This is a genomic window from Verrucomicrobiota bacterium, from assembly GCA_037139415.1.
GTDB lineage: Bacteria > Verrucomicrobiota > Verrucomicrobiia > Limisphaerales > Fontisphaeraceae > JBAXGN01.
Genome location: JBAXGN010000049.1, coordinates 1 through 18,874 on the forward strand (window position 1 = coordinate 1; position 18,874 = coordinate 18,874).

16 protein-coding genes are annotated in these 18,874 nt (G+C 58.8%); 12 read left to right on the forward strand and 4 right to left on the reverse strand.

The window, feature by feature from the left end; genetic code table 11:
• Positions 1-188 precede the first annotated feature (188 nt).
• Complete coding sequence (locus WCO56_10605; protein MEI7730013.1) at positions 189-1,778, forward strand: PQQ-binding-like beta-propeller repeat protein; 1,590 nt, start codon at positions 189-191, stop codon at positions 1,776-1,778.
• A 419-nt stretch (positions 1,779-2,197) separates the two neighbouring features.
• On the opposite strand, the gene WCO56_10610 is transcribed toward WCO56_10605, so the two are convergent.
• Both WCO56_10610 and WCO56_10615 read right to left on the reverse strand, forming a co-directional pair.
• Positions 2,198-2,782 carry a hypothetical protein gene (locus WCO56_10610; GenBank protein ID MEI7730014.1) on the reverse strand — a complete coding sequence of 195 codons (585 nt, stop codon included), beginning with the start codon at positions 2,780-2,782 and terminating at the stop codon, positions 2,198-2,200.
• Positions 2,783-2,846: 64 nt separating this feature from the next.
• Positions 2,847-3,422 carry a hypothetical protein gene (locus WCO56_10615; GenBank protein MEI7730015.1) on the reverse strand — a complete coding sequence of 192 codons (576 nt, stop codon included), beginning with the start codon at positions 3,420-3,422 and terminating at the stop codon, positions 2,847-2,849.
• A 432-nt stretch (positions 3,423-3,854) separates the two neighbouring features.
• Here WCO56_10615 and WCO56_10620 point away from each other — a divergent pair, with 432 nt between their 5' ends.
• The 8 genes from WCO56_10620 to WCO56_10655 all read left to right on the forward strand — a co-directional run bounded on the left by WCO56_10620 (position 3,855) and on the right by WCO56_10655 (position 12,046).
• Positions 3,855-4,637, forward strand: a complete 783-nt coding sequence (locus tag WCO56_10620; protein ID MEI7730016.1) for an MBL fold metallo-hydrolase — start codon at positions 3,855-3,857, stop codon at positions 4,635-4,637.
• 194 nt (positions 4,638-4,831) lie between these two features.
• Positions 4,832-5,650: a 3-deoxy-8-phosphooctulonate synthase gene (gene kdsA, locus WCO56_10625; protein MEI7730017.1), complete on the forward strand. Its 819-nt coding sequence runs from the start codon at positions 4,832-4,834 to the stop codon at positions 5,648-5,650.
• A 34-nt stretch (positions 5,651-5,684) separates the two neighbouring features.
• A complete protein-coding gene (locus WCO56_10630; protein MEI7730018.1) occupies positions 5,685-6,215 on the forward strand; it encodes an HAD hydrolase family protein in 531 nt (176 codons plus the stop codon).
• Positions 6,212-8,467, forward strand: coding sequence for a hypothetical protein (locus tag WCO56_10635; protein MEI7730019.1), 2,256 nt, complete (start codon positions 6,212-6,214; stop codon positions 8,465-8,467). Before WCO56_10630 ends, WCO56_10635 begins: the two co-directional genes overlap by 4 nt.
• Positions 8,468-8,489: 22 nt before the next feature.
• A complete protein-coding gene (gene lptB / locus WCO56_10640) occupies positions 8,490-9,212 on the forward strand; it encodes an LPS export ABC transporter ATP-binding protein (protein MEI7730020.1) in 723 nt (240 codons plus the stop codon).
• A 15-nt stretch (positions 9,213-9,227) separates the two neighbouring features.
• Positions 9,228-10,205, forward strand: a complete 978-nt coding sequence (gene hprK / locus WCO56_10645; protein MEI7730021.1) for an HPr(Ser) kinase/phosphatase — start codon at positions 9,228-9,230, stop codon at positions 10,203-10,205.
• Positions 10,202-11,407: an L-2-hydroxyglutarate oxidase gene (lhgO, locus tag WCO56_10650; GenBank protein ID MEI7730022.1), complete on the forward strand. Its 1,206-nt coding sequence runs from the start codon at positions 10,202-10,204 to the stop codon at positions 11,405-11,407. Before hprK ends, lhgO begins: the two co-directional genes overlap by 4 nt.
• A 78-nt stretch (positions 11,408-11,485) precedes the next feature.
• Complete coding sequence (locus WCO56_10655) at positions 11,486-12,046, forward strand: 3-isopropylmalate dehydratase (protein MEI7730023.1); 561 nt, start codon at positions 11,486-11,488, stop codon at positions 12,044-12,046.
• Between the two features lie 90 nt (positions 12,047-12,136).
• Here the strand turns inward: WCO56_10655 and WCO56_10660 are convergent, their stop codons facing one another.
• Entirely contained in the window at positions 12,137-12,925 is a 789-nt protein-coding gene (locus WCO56_10660) for a c-type cytochrome (GenBank protein ID MEI7730024.1), read from the reverse strand.
• Between the two features lie 77 nt (positions 12,926-13,002).
• Positions 13,003-15,042 (reverse strand): excinuclease ABC subunit UvrB, encoded by a 2,040-nt coding sequence (uvrB, locus tag WCO56_10665; protein MEI7730025.1) that lies wholly within the window; start codon positions 15,040-15,042, stop codon positions 13,003-13,005.
• 77 nt (positions 15,043-15,119) lie between these two features.
• On the opposite strand from uvrB, the gene WCO56_10670 reads away from it, so the two are divergent.
• The 3 genes from WCO56_10670 to WCO56_10680 all read left to right on the forward strand — a co-directional run bounded on the left by WCO56_10670 (position 15,120) and on the right by WCO56_10680 (position 18,799).
• Entirely contained in the window at positions 15,120-15,707 is a 588-nt protein-coding gene (locus WCO56_10670; GenBank protein MEI7730026.1) for a uracil-DNA glycosylase family protein, read from the forward strand.
• A 226-nt stretch (positions 15,708-15,933) separates the two neighbouring features.
• The gene (locus tag WCO56_10675) at positions 15,934-17,328 is read left to right on the forward strand and encodes a Gfo/Idh/MocA family oxidoreductase (GenBank protein ID MEI7730027.1); all 1,395 of its coding nucleotides are present in this window, start codon (positions 15,934-15,936) and stop codon (positions 17,326-17,328) included.
• A gap of 52 nt (positions 17,329-17,380) precedes the next feature.
• On the forward strand, positions 17,381-18,799 hold the full coding sequence (locus WCO56_10680; protein ID MEI7730028.1) for an alpha-L-fucosidase: 1,419 nt from the start codon (positions 17,381-17,383) through the stop codon (positions 18,797-18,799).
• Positions 18,800-18,874: the final 75 nt, after the last annotated feature.

Sequence of the window (18,874 nt, forward strand, 5' to 3'; positions counted from 1 at the left end):
TTATTCAAAAACCTGCAAAAAATCCGCATTGTTAAGTCCGACAGGCTGCTAGTGGTGGTCACCAACGGCAGCCACGGCATCGGCGGCTGGGATAAGAAGAACCTGGAATACAAACCCCAACTCATCCGCTGGCTGAAAGCAAAACTCGCGCCCACCGGCAAGTGATCCCCCGAACCCGCAACCTGAATATGACACCCAAGCATTCCTGGCCGTTCGCCACCGCACTCCTCACCGCCGGTCTCGCCCTGGCCAGCAGCGCCTGGGCGGCGGATTGGCCCCAATGGCGCGGCCCGGCGCGCAACGGCATCCAAGCCGACAGCCCGCCCCTGGCCGAGCAATGGCCCGCCACCGGCCTCGCCAAACTGTGGGACAGCGAAATGATTCCCGCCGATGACGATGGCGGGCACGGCAGCGTGGTGGCCGCCGGCGGACGCGTGTATGCCGCGATTGTCTGGCATACCGACACGCCGACCGAGACCCGCGCCATTGATGACCTGGTCCTGCGCCAGATCGGCTACCAATCCGTCGCCGGCTGGCCCAAGGAAACCGTCGCCAAGATGGAGCACGACCGCCAGTCGCTGGACCCCAGCCTGACCGGCGAAGCGTTCAACAAATACGTCAACGACTGGATCGCCAGCAACCTCGACAGCCACAAGCAACAAACCTCCGGCGGCTACGTCCGCACCCGGTTTGACCGGCGCGGCGACGCCATCCCCCTGGAAGTGTACGACCGCCTCTTGACCGTTTCCAAAAAGCGCTTCCCCGACCAGGCCGCGCTGGTGGCCTGGCTCACCGAACAGAACTTCGGCGAGAAAGTCACCAAGGAAATCCTCGCCGCCGTGCCGCCCACCATGAAAGTCGCCGAAGACGTCGTCATCAGCCTGGACCTCGCCACCGGCAAGACCCTCTGGAAATGCTCCTCCCCCGGCGAAGCCGTCGGGCGCACGGCCTCCAGCACGCCCTGCGTGGCGGATGGCCGGGTGTACGCGCTGGGCAGCACGCACGCCTACGCCGTGGACGCCGCGAGCGGCAAACTCCTATGGTCCGCTCCCCTGCCCGCCAAAGGCCCGGCCGCCTCGCCGCTGGCGGTGGCGGGCGCGCTCATCCTGAACGCCGGCAAACTCACCGCCCTGGACGCCGCGACCGGCCAACCCCTCTGGACCCAGCCCAAGGCGGGCGGCGGCAACTCCTCCCCCGTGGCGTGGCAGACCGGCGACCAAACCCTCATCCTCTGCCAGGGGCGCGGCGTGCTGGCCGCCGTGGACGCCCAGACCGGCGCGCTGCGCTGGACCACCCCGGCGGGCGGCGACTGCACCCCGGCCATCGCGCAAGACCTGCTGGCCGTGCAAACCGGCGATCCCAAAATCGGCATCCTCGCGGGCCGGTTGGCCGCCGACGGCTTCACCAAACTCTGGAACACCCCGTACAACCCGCTGCGCTCCCAATCCAGCCCGCTCATCCTGGGCGGGCACGTGTACCTGATGGATGACAACCAGCACTTCTGCCTCGACCTCCTGACCGGCCAGCAACGGTGGAAAGAAAAATCCGGCGGCTCCTCCATCACCTCCCCGGCCTGTGCCGATGGCAAAATCTTCCTGGTCACCAGCGGCGGCTCCAAGATCATCATGCTCAAGCCCTCGCCCGAGAAGCGGACCGAACTGGCCAAGGCGAACATCCGCGTGCTGGGCTGCCCCTCCCCGGCGATTGCGGATGGCAAACTCCTGCTGCGCGGCCGCAAAGGCATCACCTGCTACCGCCTGCCCGGTGCCGGTTCGTGAGGTGCCCGCAAACCAAACCCGGAGGGCTTGCAGAATGAAGCCGAAAACGGGGGGTTGGGCACTTTGTTCCGAGCGGCGGAACACGTGTTCCATGGGATGGAACAAAGTTCCGGGGCATGGAACATGTGTCTGGCCGCGTGAGACACATGTCTCACCGGTTGGGACATGTGTTCCGCCGGATGAGACAAGCTTCCATGGCGTGGAACACGTGTCTCGGCCCATGGAACATGTGTCTCAGCCCATGGAACATGTGTCTCAGCCCATGGAACATGTGTCTCAGCCCATGGAACACGTGTCTCGGCCCATGGAACACGTGTCTCATGGGGTGGAACAAGGCTATTTTTGCCAAAAACGGGGGTTTTGGACCCCGAATCGAGGGTTTTGGGTCAAAAACGGGGTGTTTGGGGGGACGGCACCCCTCACTCCAACGTGTGGCCGCTGAAGGTGCACCTCGGCTTCACGCCGAGGCGATTCAGTATGTAAGTTCCGTTAGCCGGACAACTGGGAAGCACCTTAATATAATTGGTGTAACCGATGAGATCGGTCATGGCCGGAGTATCATTGGTGGTCTTGCGGTATTCGAGCGCCCATTGTTCCTTCGCGCCATCGAGTTGGCGCAAGTTATTATAGCATGAACTGCGACTTACGTGATACCGAGGTCGGGTGTAAAAAAGGTAACCCAAGCCTACGATCACGGCGATACTGGTGGCACCCGTCCAGAAACCAGTGAATGCGTTGGCGCGGCCTGAAACCGGTTCGGGCGAACTTCGAATCCGATAGACCGCGACGCGGGCTAACACAACCGCCGCCAAGCCAGCCACAAGCGACAGGAGGAACGGGATAATATACAACACCCACCGAACATCGTACAGTGTAACCAATTTTGGCAGGATGCACGCGATCCCGAGCGCGATCAAACTGCCGATCCCCAGCTCTTTGCTGAGCCGGGCCAGACGGCTGATGCGGGAAGCGTTCGCGGGCGCAGCGGGTTCGGTTTCTTTCATGGGTCCTATTCAGTAATTTCCCAAGGCTCCCCGTCAAGCGCCAAGTGGGAACATTGGGCACCCCTCACTCCAACGTGTGACCGCTGATGGTGCAGGTGGGTTTGTTGGTCATGTTATTCAGCATGTAGATTCCGCCCTGGGGGCAATTGAGCGACCATTTCACGTATTTATCGGTGCCGACGAGATCGGTCATGGCGGGCGTATCCTTGCCGGTCTTGTGATTTTCGAGCGCCCATTGTTCCTTGGACCCGTCAAGCTGGCGCAGGTTATTGATGCATTGGCATTTGTAGTGATCGTGGGATTGAACCGGGAACAGTTGGGGGTGATACGCGAGGAATACCAGGCATACGGTTAGCAACCCTACCCAGTAGCCAACCCGCGCATGGGCCCGGCCTTCCATTGGTTCGGGGGACCGGCGAATCCGGTAGGCCGCAACCTCCGCCAGCACGACCGCTGCCAGACCAACCACAAAGGACAGATCCAGCAGCACCCCCAGCCATGACCCGCTCAGGCCAAAGCTATGTAGCATATATGGGGCACCAAGTAATACGATACTGCCAACCCCCAGTATCAGGCTGGCGCGGGCCAGGCGGGAGACGCGGGAGGCGTTCGCGGGCGCAGCGGGTTCGGTTTCTTTCATGGGTCTTATTCAGTAATTTCCCAAGGCTCCCCGTCAAGCGCCAATTGGGAAAAGTCGGCGTTGATCTGAAGGCCCATGCCCAAGCAAACCAGACCCGGCGGATTGGCAGAATGGTTGCCAAGACGGTTTTTGAACATCAGCCCGTTGGGCGCAGCGGCCACCAAAGCGGCGTCGCGGCCCCTCCACCCCACCTTGCCGCACGCACTCCCAAATTGGGTACCCGCGAAATTTGGACTGCGGTGGCAAAATCCGGGGGTGACAGGGCGGATGCCGACACCGCTTTGGATTTCACCCACCGAACGGCACACTCACAATATCACTCTCCAATCCCACCTCATCCTCATTGCCCCTCCCGCAGGCCATAACTTAAGCGGTTGGCTGCATTTATTCATTGCGCTTGGGGGCGCTGGTTTCTAACGTGGGCGCGTGTCTGTGCAGTTCACCATCTTGGGCAGCGGTTCCAGCGGCAATTGTGCGTATCTGGAGACGCCGGAAACCCGCTTGTTGATTGACGCCGGTTTGAGCGGGCGTCAAATCCGCCAGCGTTTGGCCGGGATCGGGCGCACGCCGGAGTTGGTGCAGGGCATTTTGATCACGCATGAACACGGGGATCATATTCAAGGGCTGGCCACCTTGGCGGCCAAGTTGCGCATCCCGGTTTATTGCAACCGGCTGACGCGCGAGGCGATTGAGCGCCAGTTGGAGTTGCCCGCGCCCCTGGAGTTCCGCTTGTTTGACACGGGCGCCGGGTTTGAGCTGGGCGATGTGCAGGTGGAGACGTTCAGCATTCCGCATGACGCCATGGACCCGGTGGGGTTCCTGTTGCGCACGGTCGCGGGTAACCTTGGTTTCCTGACGGATTTGGGTCATGCCACCAAGCTGGTCATTGAACGGGTGCGCCCCGCGAACGTGCTGGTGCTGGAGGCGAACCACGATGTGAAGTTGTTGCAGGAAAATCTGCACCGCCCCTGGAGTTTGAAGCAGCGCATCCTGAGCCGGCACGGGCATCTCTCCAATGAATCGGCAGCGGCGGCGGCGGCGGAGATCGTGAGCGGCGCGCTGAAGCAACTTTATCTGGGCCACTTAAGCCGGGACTGCAATAGCCCGGAATTGGCGCATCGCGTGGTGAATGAGAAGTTGCTCGGAGAAAAGGCGGGGCACGTCAAGATCACGGTGGCATCCCAGGCGACGCCGTGCCCGACGCTGGAGTTCTGATTTCTGCCGCCTTGCGAATTTCGTCCCCGCCCCTCCTGCTCCGTTTGCGTAGCCGCTGAGGTGAGGAAGCGGACCACCAGCAATTGCGGGTTTCAGATTCCCGAGTTATCCGTCCCCTACCTCGACGGTTACGGGGGCTGCAAAAAACGTGAGCGCTTATTTACAAGCGCACTTTCCGCTGGTACAACTTCGGTGTGTCTAATTCCGTTGATCAGTTATGGAAGCGGCTCACGGCGCGGCGCGGCTTGTTTTTGATCGCTGGCCCGTGCGTGATCGAGAATGAGGCGGTCTGCCTGACCGTGGCGCGCAGTTTGAAGAAAACCTGCGCGGCGCTCGGCATCCCCTATGTGTTCAAGGCCAGTTACGACAAGGCCAACCGCACGTCCGGCAAGTCGTATCGCGGCCCCGGCCTGGCTGCCGGGCTGGAAATCCTCGCCAAAATCCGGCGGGATTTGGCGCTGCCCATTCTCACCGATGTCCACACCGAGGAGCAGGCCCGCGCGGCGGCGGAGGTGGTGGACATCCTGCAAATCCCCGCGTTCCTTTGCCGCCAGACGGATTTGATCGCCACGGCGGTGGCCACCGGCAAGATTGTCAATTTGAAGAAAGGGCAGTTCCTTTCGCCGCAGGAGATGTTCCAGGTGGCTGAGAAGGCCAAGGCGGCGGGCGGCAAGCGCCTGATCCTCACCGAGCGCGGCACGACGTTTGGGTATAATAACCTGGTGTCGGACATGCGCTCCATTCCGATCCTGAAACGTTCCGGCTGGCCGGTGGTGTTTGATGCCACGCATTCGGTGCAGTTGCCGGGCGGCGGCGGGGATCGCTCGGCGGGGCAGCGGGAGTTTGCGCCCCTGTTGGCGGCGTGCGCGGTGACCGCCGGGGCGGATGGGGTGTTCATTGAGACGCACCCGAACCCGGACCAGGCCCTGAGCGATGGCCCGAACATGATCCCGCTGGCCGAGATGCCCGCCGTGCTGAAACGGTTGTTGAAATTGAAAAAAGCGCTGAATTAGCCTTCAGCGAAGTCCGTCTTTATTGTTTGCAATTATGTCTGACCCCAAAGATTTGACGCAGCGCCTGAAAAAGGTGCGCCTGTTATTGTGTGACGTGGATGGCATCCTGACCGATGGCACCGTGCTGGTCAGCGACGGCCATGAGATCAAACAATTCCACGTCATGGACGGCATCGGCGTCCGCATGGCGCGGGAAGCGGGCTTGCAGGTCGGCTGGTTTTCCGCCCGGCCCTCCTCCGCCACCACCAAGCGGGCGCATGAGCTGAAGGTGGATTTCCTGTACCAGGATAAAGGCAGCAAAGTGGAGGCCATCGAGAAAATCCTGAAAGAAACCGGCTGCACCTGGGCGGAGGTCTGCTACATGGGGGATGATATTGTGGACCTCGGCGCGTTGAAACGCGCGGGCGTTGCGGCGTGCGTGCCGGACGGGATGGAAGACGCGAAGCGCATCTCTCACTATGTCACGCGCCTGGCTGGTGGATACGGAGCGGTACGGGAAGTCATCGAACTGATCTTGAAAGCGCAAGGCAAATGGGACGCATTTGTGCAGCATTACTCCGCATGAAGCAGGTTGCTCGCATTACGTCCGCACCGTGCCGCTGCCATGGCAAAGCGGCGGGCAATTCCGCAATCCACAATCCGCAATCCGCAATCACCTGGTTCCGTCTCCTTATCTCGACGGCTACGATCATTCTGTGCCTGATAATGCCTCCCGGCGTTCACGCGCAACCCGCCGTGGGCAAGGTCAAGGGCGGCTTTCTGGTGCCGGAATATGACGCGCAGAATCGCAAACGTTCGCTGCTCTCCGGCGAAAGTGCCGAGGCGAAATCCGTCACCCTGTGGCTGGTATCCAAATTAAAGATTGAGGTGCTGGGCGAGGATGAAAAAACTACTTGGATTGTGGAAGCGCCCGTCTGCCTCTACGATTATGCCCATAAAGTGGCGCAATCATCTACCGCGATTTCTGCCCGTTCCGCCAATGGCCAGTTGGCCATTACCGGTGAAGGCTTTGAATGGAAGCAGGCCGACCAGCATCTGATCATCTCCAATGCGGTGAAAACCTTGATCCGTCAGACCAGTGGTCAGACCAACGCCCTGTCCGGCTTGGCCAAGCAGGACTTGGAAATCCGTGCGGGCCGGTTTGATTTTGATAGCCGCAAATCCTATGTGAATTATACCGGCGGCGTGCAGGTGCGCGAACTGACCAACAACAGCGCGACGCCACGCCCGTTCAAACTTTCCAGCGCCACCATGGGTATTCAACTGCCGCCCGGGGGCGGTGGCGGCGTGCAAACCATCATCAGTGAGGAAAATGTGGTCATCGAAGAGGGCACCAGCCGGGTCACCGGCACCCGAGCCGTCTATTCCGCCACCAACGAACTGGTGGTGGTAACCGGCCTGGCCCGCTGGGAAACCGAACAGGCCGAAGGCAAGGGAGAACGCCTGGTGCTGGACCGCAAACAAAACCGATTTGAAGCTTACGACGCCACGTACACCAAACTGCGTCCAAGCTTAGGCGGCACCAACACCACCGCCTGGTTCCCCACGCAACACGGCAGCACCAATGAACCGGTGGAAATATTTGCCGATTCCTTGATAGCCAAACTTCCCCCCGCCGGAACGCGCAACCTTGAAATCGTGGCCGTTAAGGAAGTCAGCATTGTGCAAGGCACCAATCGGGCCAGCGCCGATCACGCGATTCTGCAAACCATCGGCAGCAACAGCGTGGTGACCCTGACCGGCAACGGACGCTGGAAAACCCCCGCCGCCAGTGGCCAGGCCAACACCCTGATATTTGATCAGGGGAAAAACAGCTTTAAAGGCGATGGCAACGCCGCCATTCAATTGCGGCAAGCCGCCACCAAAACCACCACCGACACCAATCTCAAAACCAACCGGGCGCGTTTCCTGGAAATCAAGTCCGCCCGCTACGAGTTCCAGAACGGACAGTTCAATTTCCACGACCACGTCACCGCCCAGGACGATCAGTGGCGTATGGCCACCGGTCAATTGAGCGTAAAAACGGTTGGGCCGACCAACCGCCTCGAACGGCTCATCGCGGAACAGGGCGTGCAACTGGAGCCGATTTCCATCACCAACGGCAACCCCTGGAAACTCACCTGTGACCGCGCCACCGCGTTGGGCAATGAAAAGGATGGACACTTGGACAGCATCATTGCCGAAAATAACTTGCACTTGGAACAGTTAAAGCCGACCGCCAATGGTCTTTGGAGCATGGATTGCGACCGGGCCACCCTGCATCTCAAACCCGGCACGGATCAGCAAATTGAAGACGTCCACGCGGAACAGAATGTTCGGGTGGTTCAACTCGGCACCAACGGTCCGTTCCTCTGGCGTTTGCAATCCGGGCAGTTGGACCTGACCATGGCCGCGAGCAACCGCATTGATCGCGTCACCGCCCGGCAAAACGTTCATTTGGAACAAGGCGTCACCCGTAAAGGGCCTCCCCTCAAAATGCGTTGTGAAACCGCCTCCCTGACCCTGGACGTGTCGAACCATATTGACCGGGTGATTGCCGAAGACCAAGTGTTCCTTGAACAAGGACCGAGCCGTGCCTCCGGTCAGATGATCACCTTCAACAGTGCGGATAACGAGATGGAACTCAAAGGTCATCCCAGCGTAACCTTGGTGGAAACTGCCAACACGAAAACCAACGGACCACCGCAAATCATCCACATTGACGGCGCGGAACAGCTTTTCTGGAATCGGCTCTCCAACAAATTCAGAGGGCGCGGCCCCTACCGGATCACTCCCGGCGGGCCCCTGCCCGTGAAGAATTCCATCGTATTCCCGTAAATTCCCGCTACTACTGAACGCCATGGACCTCATTATTACCGATAAACTGGTCAAAAGCTACCGCCAACGGCGCGTGGTGGACGGGGTTTCCATCCAAGTCAAGGCGGGTGAGGTAGTGGGCTTGCTTGGCCCCAACGGTGCTGGCAAAACCACGACGTTCAACATGGTGGTCGGTGTAGTGCGTCCGGATGAAGGGCGCGTCCTGTACCAAGATCAGGACATCAGTGCATTGCCGATGCACAAACGAGCGCGGTTGGGCATTGGTTACCTCACTCAGGAACCATCGGTCTTCCGCAAACTGACTGTGGAACAGAATATCCTGGCCATCCTGGAAGTACTCAAGATCAATGCCCAGGAACAACAGGTAAGGTTGAAATATTTGCTGGATGAATTGGACCTCACCCCGCTGGCCAAGAGCTACGCCTACCAATTGAGCGGCGGTGAAAAACGCCGGCTGGAAATCACCCGTGCGTTGGTCACTAGCCCCAAACTGCTGCTGCTGGATGAACCGTTTGCCGGCATTGACCCCATTGCCGTGTACGAGGTGCAAAAGATTGTCCGCCGCCTCCGGGATCGCGGCTTGGGCATTCTGATCACCGACCACAGCGTGCGCGAGACCTTGAAACTGGTGGATCGCGCCTATCTGATTCACAAGGGACAGGTCATCTGCGAGGGCGATGCCGAGTTCCTGGTGAACGATCCCAAGGCCCGGGAAATATATCTGGGGCCGGAATTCAACCTGTAATCCCAAGGAGCCAACATGGAATCGAACCCCGCCTTTTTTTCAGCGTCGCAAGGCAACTCTCAGAAAGTCACGGTGGAGCATTTTTACCGGACGCACTCCGAAGACCTTGGCCTCAAACTTATTGCTGGCGAGAAAGGGCTCAAGCGAATCATCCAGGAACCCACCGTCAACCGCCCCGGGCTGGTGCTGGCAGGGTTCATGAAATTTTTCTCGTTCAAACGCGTGCAGGTCATTGGCAGTGCGGAAACCGCTTATCTCAAATCCCGTCCGCCGGAAGAACGCCTCGCCATCTATCGCCGCATGTTCGGTTTCCGTATGCCATGCCTGGTGTTTTCCCGCAATCTGAATCCCGAACGCGCGTTTTTGGAACTTGCCGAGGCACATCGCGTGCCCATTTTCAAATGCCCGATGCCCACGGTCAGATTCATCAACCAGGCCACCTTGGCCCTCGAATGGCACTTTGCCCCACGCGGCAGTGAAATGGGCAGTATGGTGGACATTCTGGGCGTCGGCGTCATCATCAAAGGCGAAAGCGGCATCGGCAAAAGCGAAAGCGTCCTCGCCCTCATCGAGCGCGGGTACAGTCTGGTGGCGGATGATATTACCAAATTGACCGTGCTGGATGGCCGCGAAATTTTCGGTACCTGCTCCGAAGTCACGCGCAACCACATGGAAGTGCGCGGCATTGGCATCATCAATGTGGCCTCCATGTTCGGCGTCAAAGCCATCCGCGACAAAAAGCGCGTGGACTTGGTGGTCACCCTCCGTAACTGGGAGGAAGTGCCGGACATTGATCGCTTGGGAATGCAGGAAGACTTCGTGGAAATTCTAGGCATTAAAGTACCGCACATCACCATTCCGGTGCGTCCAGGCCGCGATCTCGCCCGTTTGGTCGAAGTCGCCGCGTTCCAAACCAAACTCCGAGCGTCAGGTCATAATGCCGCTCAGGATTTGGAAGCGAAAATCCTCTCAAAAATGGCTATTCCGCAGTGAGCCAGACCATCGGCATCATCGGCGCCGGGCTGGTGGGACTAGCCACGGCCCACAAGCTGGCCAAGCACGCCCCCTCAGTGCGCGTGGTGGTGTTCGAGAAAGAGTCGGCACCGGGACAGCATCAGAGCACGCATAATAGCGGGGTGCTACATGCCGGTCTTTATTACAAACCGGGTTCCGCCAAAGCCCGCCTGGCCGTTTCCGGTTTGCGGCAAATGTTGGATTTTTGCCAGACGAATGCCGTGCCTTACGAGCAATGTGGCAAACTGGTACTAGCGGTGGATGCCGCCGAACTCGCCTTGCTCCCGGGATTATTCGAGCGCGGTACCGCCAATGGCCTGCGCGGGTTGCGACTTTTGGGGCCCGATGAAATTCGCGAACGAGAACCGCACGCGCGCGGGGTCGCCGCCATTCTGGTGCCGGAGGAAGGCATTGTGGATTACGCGAAAGCCGTCGAAGTCCTGACCGCCCAACTGCGACAGTCCGGCCATCGGGTTTTGACCGGATGGCGGGTCAACCGGCTGGAACGCCATGGCCAACAATGGATCGTGCATTCCACCAGCGGAGACGAGGCGTGCGATTTCATCGTGAACACGGCTGGACTGTACTGTGACCGGGTCAGTCAAATGGCGGGTGAACCCCGCGATACCCGGATCATCCCTTTTCGCGGCGAGTACTATCAATTGCGGGCGGACCGTCAGCATCTGGTGCGGCACCTGATCTACCCGGTGCCAAATCCTAAATTTCCTTTTCTGGGAGTCCACTTCACCCGCTTAATTCACGGCGGGATCGAAGCCGGCCCCAACGCCGTGCTCGCCTTTGCCCGCGAAGGTTACCGTAAATCCCAGGTCAACGTGTACGACCTGGCAGACACCCTCGGTTTTGCCGGATTTTGGCGTTTTGCCAGGCGGCATTCCGGCATGTGCTGGCAGGAACTGCGCCAGTCCTTCAGTTCGCATCGGTTTGCCACCGCCCTGCAACGGTTGGTGCCGGAAATTCAGCCGGAAGACCTGAAACCCGGTGGTGCTGGCGTGCGCGCCCAAGCGATGCGACCAGACGGCTCGTTGGTTGAGGATTTTCAATTCATCAAAAAACCGGGCGCCCTGCATGTGCTCAACGCCCCCAGTCCCGCCGCCACCGCCTCCCTTGCCATCGCGGATGAAATCCTCGCCCGAATTCGGGCCGGTTTTCTCGCAATATGATCGGCGACGGATTGGCCAATCCATACCACATCATATTTTCAGGTTGAAAAAGTCGCCCAGTCCGTACAAATTAGCCCCATGAAAAGTGTGTTTACCGGAGCCGTCTATGTCGTGCGGGATAATATTGATACGGATCAAATCATCCCGGCTCAATATCTTAACCTCGTGCCCACCATCGCCGAGGAATACGAGAAATTGGGCAGCTTTGCCCTCTGCGGGCTGCCGGAGTCGTTATACCCGGTGCGCTTCATCAAAGAAGGCCAACTGGATACTGACTACCCAATCGTCATCGCCGGGCGCAATTTTGGCTGTGGCAGTTCCCGGGAACACGCCCCCATCGCCTTAGGTTCGGCCGGATGCCATGTGGTCCTCGCCGAAAGTTTTGCCCGCATCTTTTTCCGCAATTGTGTCGCCACCGGCGAGTTGTATCCGTGTGAAAGCGTAGATCGTTTGTGTGAAGTACTCAAGACCGGCCAGGTCGTCACCGTGAATCTGGACGCCGCCACCGTTACCGTCCAAGACACGGGCAAAGTCTATTCGTTCAAACCCTTGGGCGAGGTGCGCCCGGTGGTGGATGCCGGCGGCCTGTTTAATTTTGCGCGCCAAACCGGGATGATGCCCGCCATCGCCCCGCAATAGACTTACTCCGGATTAAACCAATAAATCCGCAGCGCGCAACCCAACGGCCACCTGGTGAGGGTGTTTTACGCTAGCCGTGAGATATACCGCCTAGTTTTTCTTCTTCACCGGTGTTTTCAGGGTGGACATGTATTCCACGAGGTCCACCAATTCCTGCACGGTGAGCACTTGTTGCAAGAGCATGGGCATGATGGACACCCTGAGCTTTTGTCGCTTGGTGATATCGCTCAGTTTGTATTGGGAGAGCGCGCCTTTGTGGTCTTTCAGGGTGACTTCGGCGGCGGTTTCGCCCGCGAGGATGCCATAGACGTCATCGCCATTCTTAAGCGTTAATTGCCACGCCTCAAAGCCGGGGGAGATGGTGGCGTTGGGTTCGAGGATGTTTTCAAAGAGTTCTTCGCGGCTGAGCCGCAGCCCCGCATCCGAAAGGTCCGGCCCGATTTCCACGCCGCGTCCACTGGTGAGATGGCAGTTGATGCAATTCGCATCGGGACGCATGTACACTTTGGCACCGTTGAAGGCGTCGCCTTTCATTTTCAGCAACGTGGCCAGCGGGGGCAAGGGAACGGAGTTCTGGGTGAGGTAAGGCGGCAGGATCGCAGCGGCTTTCTGTTTGAGGTCGGCAGGAACATTGTAGGTGAATTCCAAAGTGGCGGTCATGCGCAGGTCCACGGGGAACAAATCGGTATCGGCCATCTGCAACACCTGGTCTGCTCCCGCTGGCGTCTTGATGAGGGCCAGCAGCGCCGCTTTGCGTTTGCTGACCTCGATCACGGTGTTGGTCAGACTGGTGGCCAGGTCGGCAGGCACGCTGACTGGTTCAGCGCCAGGCAAGGGAAGCGCGATCATGGCGGCAATCATTACGAATGCCGTCATCATCCAGCGGGTTCCGACTGTGCCGTTGCGCCAACGCATGGGGAAAGCTAACGGCATCCGGTGAAGAATCTCAATCCAAATCACGACTTGCGAGAAGCCTGGCGCCGTGTCGGCTTTGCTTTGGGGTAGCGCATCGGGGTGGGAGAGGCTGGTGCGCCGCCCATGCCGCGTTTCAGTTCGCGAATCTGGTCGCGGAGCAGAGCGGCTTTCTCAAATTCCAAGTTATTGGCGGCTGACAACATCTCCGTTTCCAACTCGTTGATCGTTTCCGTCATGTCCAAGTCGCCAGTGGCTTCCCGCAAAACACTGTCTGCCTCTTCCTGGGTTTGATGATGCGACGACAGGCTTTCCTCCAGCGCGCGGATGACGCTGCGCGGGGTGATGTGGTGCTCCAGGTTGTACGCCACCTGGCGCTTCCGGCGATAATCGGAAACCGCGATGAATTTCTGGATGCTCTGCGTCATCACGTCGGCGTAGAGGATCACTTCGCCGTTGAGATGGCGCGCGGCGCGGCCCGCCGTCTGGATCAGGCTCGTGGCGGAGCGCAAATACCCCTCCTTGTCGGCGTCCAGGATGGCCACCAGCGAGACCTCCGGCAGGTCCAGCCCTTCGCGCAGCAGGTTGATGCCGACCAGCACATCGAACTCCCCCTTGCGCAGCCCGCGCAGGATTTCCACGCGTTCAAGCGCGTCAATTTCGCTGTGCAAATACCGCACGTTGATGCCGATGCCGCGCAGGTAATCCGTAAGCTCTTCCGCGGTGCGCTTGGTGAGTGTGGTGACCAGCACCCGTTCTTTGAGTTCCACCCGCTTGCGGGCTTCCTCGATCAGGTCATCAATCTGTCCGGTTAACGGCTTCACCGTGACTTTCGGATCCACCAATCCGGTGGGCCGCACGATCAGTTCCACCACCCGGCCTTGCGACCACGCCAGTTCCCGCTCAGCCGGGGTGGCGCTAACGTACACCGTCTGGCCTTGCAAGGATTGGAATTCCTCGAAGTTGAGCGGGCGGTTATCCAACGCGCTCGGCAGGCGGAAACCGTAATCCACCAGTACCGTTTTGCGCGAACGGTCGCCGGCGTGCATGCCGCCGATCTGGGAAACGGTGACGTGCGATTCATCCAGGACCAGCAGATAATCCTTGGGGAAGAAGTCCAGCAACGTGCTGGGCCGCGAGCCAGATAGGCGGGCGGCAATGTGGCGCGAATAGTTTTCGATGCCGGAGCAGAACCCCATTTCTTCCATCATCTCCAGGTCATACTCCGTGCGCATCTTGATCCGTTGCGCCTCGATTAGTTTGCCCTGCTTTTCAAACCAGGCGATGCGGTCGGTAAGTTCCTCGCGGATGGAGAGGATGGCGCGTTTCAACTTGTCTCCCGGCGCGACAAATTGTTTGGCGGGGAAGATGGTAGCATAAGCCGGTTGTTCCAGGGCGTGCCCGGTGAGTGGATCGAACCGGGTCAACCGCTCAATTTCATCGCCAAAGAACTCAATGCGCAAACCGTCGTCGGTGCCGGCAGGACGTACCTCCATGGTGTCACCCCGCACCCGGAATTGGCCGCGCCCAAATTCAATGTCGTTCCGGGTGTATTGCAGATCCACGAGGCGTGACAGCAACTGTTCGCGGGTAATGGATTCCCCCGGATGCAGGTGGATCAGCATCGCCTCGTAATCTTCCTTGCTGCCGATGCCGTAGATGCAGGAGACGCTGGCCACCACAATCACGTCCCGTCGCGCAAACAGCGAACTCATCGTAGACAGCCGCATCCGCTCGATCGCTTCGTTGATGCTCGAATCCTTCTCAATAAACGTATCGGTGCGCGGAATGTAGGCCTCGGGCTGGTAGTAATCAAAGTAGCTGACGAAGTATTCGACGGCGTTCTCCGGGAAGAAGCTCTTGAACTCGGCGTACAACTGCGCCGCCAGCGTTTTGTTGTGCGAAATCACCAGTGTGGGCCGGTCCAACGTTTTGATGACATTGGCAATCGTGTATGTCTTGCCGGACCCGGTCACGCCCAACAGTGTGTGATGCCGGGCTCCGGAGAGGAGTCCCTCCGTGAGTTTGGCAATCGCCTGCGGCTGATCTCCCGCCGGCTCGTATGGTGCAACCAACTTAAACATGCCGCCACTGTAGCGCGGAATTCAGGTTTGGTAAATATCGCTTCAAATATAAGTCAAAGCCGGGCAATCTAACCGCCATGGAAGCCTTGGCACAATTATTGCAAGAAGTCCGGTCGTGCCGCCTCTGCGCGGCGCAGCTCCCGTTTCCGCCGCGTCCGGTGCTGCGTGCTGCTGTGACCGCACGGCTGATGATTGTCGGTCAGGCACCTGGCACCCGGGTTCATGAGACGGGGATTCCCTGGAACGATCCCTCGGGAGACCGGCTGCGCGCCTGGTTGCAAATGTCGCGGGAAGAGTTTTATGATGAAACCCGAATCGCAATCATCCCCACCGGATTTTGTTACCCGGGAAAAGGGTCAGGCGGTGATCTGCCGCCGCGTCCCGAGTGCGCCCCCTGCTGGCATCCTCGGTTGCGGGCGGCCTTGCCCAATATCAAACTGACCCTGCTAATCGGCAGTTACGCGCAAGCCTACTATTTACCAGGTGCCACCAAACAATCCCTGGCAGAAACGGTGGCCAGTTATCAGGAATATTTACCCGCATTTTTCCCATTACCACATCCCAGCCCGCGCAACCTGCGTTGGTTCAAGCTGCACCCATGGTTTGAATCCGAAGTAATCCCAGCCTTGCGCAAGCGAGTTGAGGTCGTCCGCGCAACACCCTGAACTCGGGAGCAGGATTAAGTGGTTCAGGTTCAAATGTCGGCGGAGTCCCATCTCCCCAGAAACCGCCAAAGTGAGGGGGTATCCACCATGAGGCCGTAAGCGCACACCCACGCCCCGACCTGCCCATTCCCATGATTGAATATTCCCCATTGTTCGCAAGGCCCCGCACGCTCATTGCATAAATTTTTCTGGCGACATTGCCGCCTTATTGGTTTAGGCTTGCGTCATGACACTGGCAAAACAGAACCGCGTGCGCGCACTCTTGGGAGCGCCGGACCGCGTTGTCTCCCCGTCCGGTGCCGCTTCAATTGATCTGAATATGATATTATCCAAACCATTGGCCAGCCGCCGTTCCTTTTTTAAAACCGCCGCCTTCGGAACGTTGTTGATGGAGCTGCCCACCATCATTCCCGCCCGCGTACTCGGGGCGGAGGGAGCGGTGGCACCCAGCAACCGTATCCAGGTCGGCTTCATTGGCACTGGCAGTCATGGTACGAATTGGAATTTGGCGAAATATCTTAAGCTGCCCGACGCCCGGGTGCCGATTGTGTGCGATGTGGATCGCGAACACATGGAGTTTGCCAAGGAGAAGGTGGATGCGGCGTACAAGAACAAGGATTGCGCCACAACCACCGATTTTCGCGAGGTGCTCGCCCGCAAGGATATTGACGCGGTGATGATTTCCACGCCGGACCACTGGCATACGCTCATCAGTGTTATGGCGGTGCGCGCCGGCAAGGATGTGCAGTGCGAGAAACCAACGTTGACGATTGGCGAGGGCAAGGTGCTGATTGATACCGTCCGGAAGCACAAGAAGATTTTCCAGACCAGCACGGAAGATCGCTCATTGCCCATGTATCATCGCATGGCGGAACTCGTCCGCAACGGCAGGATCGGCAAGTTGCAGCGCATCGAGGTCATGCTGCCCAAGCAACCAACCAAGCCCGGCGATCCCACGCCCCAACCCGTCCCCCCAGAACTGGATTATGAGATGTGGCTGGGCCCCGCCCCCTTCGCGCCCTATACCAAGGATCGGGTACATTTTAATTTCCGTTGGATTTGGGATTATTCCGGCGGCATTATCTGCGACTGGGGCACGCATTTGTTTGATACCGCGCAATGGGGGAATGATACGGAACATAGTGGTCCCGTGGAGGTGGAAGGCACTGGTACACATTGGGAGGGCGGGCTTTATAATACGGTGAAAGACTATGATGTGACCTACCGTTATGCCAACGGGGTGGTGATGACCTGCAAACCGGGCAACCCCAGCATTAAATTCATCGGTACGGACGGGTGGGTGGGGAACACTGGTTGGCGCAAGCCGGTGGAGGCCAGTTCGCCCGAAATTCTGAACTCGGTCATTGGACCGAATGAACTGCATTTGTTCACCCAGCCGGAAGGGGAACACCGGGATTTCTTGGATTGTTTCAAGAGCCGTAAGGATCCTTACTTCCCGGTGGATATCGGACATCGTGTCGCGACCGTCTGCCACATCGCGAATATCGCCCTCCGGCTCGGGCGAAAACTGCGCTGGGACCCGAAAGCCGAGCGCTTTGAAAATGACGAAGCGGCCAACGCCATGATGACACGGCCCTTGCGGGCACCCTGGAAGTTGTGAGCAATGAAGAAGTAAACCCGAACCACGAAAACTGAATACCGAAGAAATTACCATGAAACACACCAAGTTCATTCTAACTTTCGCGCTGGCCGCCGTGTTATCCGCCACGAACCCGCTCAAGGCGCAGGAACCCCCGGAACAACACGACGCCCGGATGCAGTGGTGGCGCGAGGCACGTTTCGGGATGTTCGTTCACTGGGGGCTTTACTCGGGGCTGGCGGGTACTTGGGACGGCAAGCCGGTGGCGACCAAAGGCGGCATGGAATGGATACAACAGCGGGTCAAGGCCGACACGGATACATACGCGCAGAAGGCGATTCCGCTCTTTAAGCCCACGCCCGCCTTTGCTCGCGAGTGGGCCCGTCTCGCCAAGGAGGTGGGTTGTCGTTATGTCGTGTTCACGACAAAGCATCACGATGGCTTTGGCCTGTTTGCGTCCAAGGCGGGCGATTACAACGCCGGCGCGGTGTTGCACCGGGACTTGGCAAAGGAAATCGTGGAGGCCGTGCGCGCCGAGGGGCTGCGAGTGGGTTTTTATCATTCAGTAATTGATTGGCATCACGACCAATATGCCTACGCCAAATCCAAACAACTGCCGCATCCGCTCAAGGGCCAGCCGTATCCCAACGGCGAGCGGAACCATGAAAAGTATCTCGATTATCTCCACGCCCAAGTGAACGAGCTGGTTTCCAATTATGGCCCGGTGGATGTAATCTGGTGGGACTATAGCGCCCAGGATTTTCAGGGCGATGAGGCGTGGCGCTCAACCGATCTGATCAAACTCGTGCGCAGCAAGCTGCCGCAGACCGTCATGAACAACCGGCTCTTCCGCATTCCCGAGGCTGGCTGGACGGGCATGGGCACGGCCTCCACCATTCCCAAGCTGGAACTGCAATATGGCGATTTTTTGACGCCCGAGCAGCATATCCCGCCGACGGGAATGCCTGGCGTGGATTGGGAAACGTGCATGACGCTTAACACCACTTGGGGTTACAGCGAGCATGACCACGCTTGGAAGTCCGACGAGACCTTAATCCGCAACCTCGTGGATATCGCCAGCAAGGGGGGAAATTATCTGCTGAACATTGGCCCCAAGGGCGACGGCAGTGTGCCGGAGGAAAGTGTAAAATCCCTGCGCAGCATCGGTGCCTGGATGAAGGCGAACGGGGAAGCCATCTATGCCACTACCGCCAGTCCGTTTCCGAATCTGACTTGGGGCCGTTGCACCAAGAAACTGACAGCGAAGGGCGGGACACTCTACTTACACGTGTTCGATTGGCCGGCGGATGGCCGGCTCGTTGTCCCCAGCTTGCGCAATGAGGTAAAAAAAGCCCGTCTGCTCGCGACCGGCAAAAAGGTGAAGACCAAGGCGGACGGCAATGACCTCATCGTCACACTCCCGGACAAAGCGCCCGATGCCATTTCCAGCGTGGTGGCTCTGGACTTTGTTGGGACTCTAAAAGTGGAGTAAACTCCGTTTTCGCGCGTGAAAAACCTGCAAAGAAAGTTTGCATTTTGGGCGTAATTTGCTTTATTCGCGCCCGAT

Bases quoted from the DNA above. Each gene is read 5' to 3' on its own strand.
- WCO56_10615 (MEI7730015.1), bottom strand. From the start codon at position 3,422: ATGAAAGAAACCGAACCCGCTGCGCCCGCGAACGCCTCCCGCGTCTCC.
- WCO56_10670 (MEI7730026.1), top strand. From the start codon at position 15,120: ATGGAAGCCTTGGCACAATTATTGCAAGAAGTCCGGTCGTGCCGCCTC.
- WCO56_10655 (MEI7730023.1), top strand. From the start codon at position 11,486: ATGAAAAGTGTGTTTACCGGAGCCGTCTATGTCGTGCGGGATAATATT.
- hprK (MEI7730021.1), top strand. From the start codon at position 9,228: ATGGAATCGAACCCCGCCTTTTTTTCAGCGTCGCAAGGCAACTCTCAG.
- WCO56_10660 (MEI7730024.1), bottom strand. From the start codon at position 12,925: ATGATGACGGCATTCGTAATGATTGCCGCCATGATCGCGCTTCCCTTG.
- WCO56_10680 (MEI7730028.1), top strand. From the start codon at position 17,381: ATGAAACACACCAAGTTCATTCTAACTTTCGCGCTGGCCGCCGTGTTA.
- WCO56_10610 (MEI7730014.1), bottom strand. From the start codon at position 2,782: ATGAAAGAAACCGAACCCGCTGCGCCCGCGAACGCTTCCCGCATCAGC.
- uvrB (MEI7730025.1), bottom strand. From the start codon at position 15,042: ATGTTTAAGTTGGTTGCACCATACGAGCCGGCGGGAGATCAGCCGCAG.
- WCO56_10605 (MEI7730013.1), top strand. From the start codon at position 189: ATGACACCCAAGCATTCCTGGCCGTTCGCCACCGCACTCCTCACCGCC.
- WCO56_10675 (MEI7730027.1), top strand. From the start codon at position 15,934: ATGACACTGGCAAAACAGAACCGCGTGCGCGCACTCTTGGGAGCGCCG.
- WCO56_10630 (MEI7730018.1), top strand. From the start codon at position 5,685: ATGTCTGACCCCAAAGATTTGACGCAGCGCCTGAAAAAGGTGCGCCTG.
- lptB (MEI7730020.1), top strand. From the start codon at position 8,490: ATGGACCTCATTATTACCGATAAACTGGTCAAAAGCTACCGCCAACGG.
- WCO56_10635 (MEI7730019.1), top strand. From the start codon at position 6,212: ATGAAGCAGGTTGCTCGCATTACGTCCGCACCGTGCCGCTGCCATGGC.